The 2,503-nt window shown below is 61.0% G+C and carries 2 protein-coding genes; both read right to left on the bottom strand.

Going from position 1 to position 2,503, the window contains the following annotated elements; all coding sequences use genetic code 11:
- Nucleotides 1-34: 34 nt before the first annotated feature.
- Nucleotides 35-1,630, bottom strand: coding sequence for a cytochrome c oxidase subunit I (gene ctaD / locus AB1781_11320; GenBank protein ID MEW5705156.1), 1,596 nt, complete (start codon nucleotides 1,628-1,630; stop codon nucleotides 35-37).
- Nucleotides 1,631-1,655: 25 nt separating this feature from the next.
- Nucleotides 1,656-2,503: cytochrome c oxidase subunit II (gene coxB, locus AB1781_11315; GenBank protein MEW5705155.1), on the bottom strand; the 848-nt coding region annotated here is incomplete at its 5' end.

The raw sequence follows: 2,503 nt of genomic DNA, 5'->3' as shown, positions 1-2,503 counted from the left end.
CCCCCCAAGCGCCTACCGGCGGCGCTTCCTCCAGCTAACGGATCCGCGGCAATTCCTCATAGGAGTGCCACGGCGGCGGGGAGCTGACCGTCCATTCCAGCGTCGTCGCGCTTGGCCCCCACGGATTCGCGGCGACTTGCTTGCCGGATGTAAAGGTGCGGTAGAGCACGTAAAGGAAGAGAACCGCCCCGGCCGCCGAGAGGTAGGACCCCAGCGAGGAGACCATGTTCCAGCCGGCGAAGGCATCCGGGTAATCCGGAATGCGCCGCGGCATGCCGGCAAGGCCCAGGAAGTGCTGCGGGAAGAAGGTCAGGTTGACGCCCACGAAAGTGATCCAGAAATGCAGCTTGCCAAGCGTTTCCGGGTATTGCCGGCCGCTCATCTTGCCAAGCCAGTAGTAAAAGCCGGCAAAAATCGCGAAGACGGCGCCCAACGACAGCACGTAATGGAAGTGCGCGACGACGTAATAGGTGTCGTGAAGCGCGATATCCACCCCGGCGTTCGACAGCACAACCCCGGTCACGCCACCGACCGTAAACAGGAAGATGAACCCGACCGCCCACAGCATCGGCGTCTTGAACTCGATCGAACCGCCCCACATCGTCGCGATCCAGCTGAAGATCTTGATGCCGGTGGGAACGGCGATCACCATCGTCGCGGCGGCGAAGTAGGCCCGGGTGTCAACGTCGAGGCCCACCGTGTACATGTGGTGCGCCCAGACGATGAAGCCGACGAAGCCGATGGCGACCATCGCATAGGCCATGCCGAGATAGCCGAAGATCGGCTTCTTCGAGAAGGTCGAAACGATCTGGCTGATAATGCCGAACCCCGGCAGGATCAAAATGTACACTTCCGGGTGCCCGAAGAACCAGAAAAGATGCTGAAAAAGCAGCGGATCGCCGCCGCCGGCCGCGTCGAAGAAGGTGGTGCCGAAATTACGGTCCGTCAGCAACATCGTGATGGCGCCCGCCAGAACCGGCAGCGACAGAAGCAACAGAAACGCCGTCACCAGGATCGACCACACGAAAAGCGGCATCCGGTGCAGCGTCATGCCGGGCGCCCGCATGTTGAAGATGGTCGTGATGAAATTGATGGCGCCCAGAATCGAAGAAGCGCCCGCCAGATGCAGGCTGAAGATCGCCATATCCACCGCCGGGCCGGCATGGCCGAGGCTCGCACTCAACGGCGGGTAGACCGTCCACCCGGTACCGGCGCCGTCGCCCGGCCCGCCGGGCACGAAGAGCGACCCCACCAGGAAGAGGGCGGAAGCGAACAGAAGCCAGAAGCTGATGTTGTTCATCCGCGGGAAGGCCATGTCCGGCGCGCCGATCATCAACGGCACGATCCAGTTCCCGAAGCCGCCGATCATCGCCGGCATGACCAGGAAGAAGACCATGACCAGCCCGTGGGCGGTGATCATGACGTTGAACATATGGGCGTCCGAAAACAGTTGCAGGCCAGGCGCCTGCAGTTCCATCCGGAACAGAATGGATATAGCGGCGCCGACCACGCCCATGACACCGGCGAGCACGAGGTACATCGTTCCGATGTCCTTGTGGTTCGTCGAATAAACCCAGCGCCGCCAGTTCATACGATAGCCGTCAGCAGATGAAACCGCGCCTTCACTCATGGCCTACCCTCTCCGATCCTTGAAATTATTGCCGAACGTCCGTCCGCGCGACACGAAGCTGCCGATCCGCCCCGCCATTCGTTGCGTATTCCTCTTTCGCCTCTTGGAGCCACGCTTCGTAGGCCTCCTTCGAGACAATCTTGACCACGATCGGCATAAAGCCGTGATTCGTGCCGCAGAGCTCCGAGCATTGGCCGTAATAGGTGCCTTCCTTCTCGACCCGGAACCAGGTTTCGTGCAGCCGCCCGGGAATCGAGTCCACCTTGACGCCGAAGGCCGGGATCGCCCAGGCGTGCAGGACATCCGTGCTTGTCGTCAGCAGGCGGACCGTCGTGTCGACCGGCAACACGACCGCCGTGTCCGTCGCCAGCAGGCGCGGCGCGCCTTCCGAAAGGTCGTCGTCGGTCGCTATGAAAGCGTCAAAGGTGAGGTCGTCGTGGTCCGGGTAAACATAGGTCCAGTACCACTGGTGACCGATCGCCTTGACCGTGATCTCGGCGTTCTCAATCCGGTCCGTGTAGTACAAAAGCCGAAAGGACGGGATCGCGACCACAACAAGAATGAGAATGGGAATAACCGTCCAAAGGACTTCGATCGGCGTGTTGTGCGTCGTCGTGGAAGGGGTCGGGTTCGCCTTCGCGTTGAAGCGCAGGATGATGTAAAGCAAAAGCCCCATCACAAACAGCGTGATGGCGCTGATGATGATCAGCAGAAAATCGTGGAAGCCGCTGATCTGTTCCATCACCGGCGTCACGGCGGTCTGCATCCCGAATTCCCAAGGCCTCGGCTGGTCCGCCATCGCATCCATCGAGACGCCAAAGCCAAGAAGCGCAAACGCTGTAAAGCCAAGAAGTCGCCAACCGCAAGGCATGG

It is taken from the genome of Pseudomonadota bacterium (genome assembly GCA_040752895.1).
In the GTDB taxonomy this organism is placed as follows: domain Bacteria; phylum Pseudomonadota; class Alphaproteobacteria.
Note: the sequence above shows the minus strand (reverse complement) of the source record. Positions and strands in the feature narration are given on the sequence as shown.

What these genes read in the sequence shown, in the direction of transcription:
- ctaD (MEW5705156.1), bottom strand. Translation starts at nt 1,630, where the DNA reads ATGAGTGAAGGCGCGGTTTCATCTGCTGACGGCTATCGTATGAACTGG.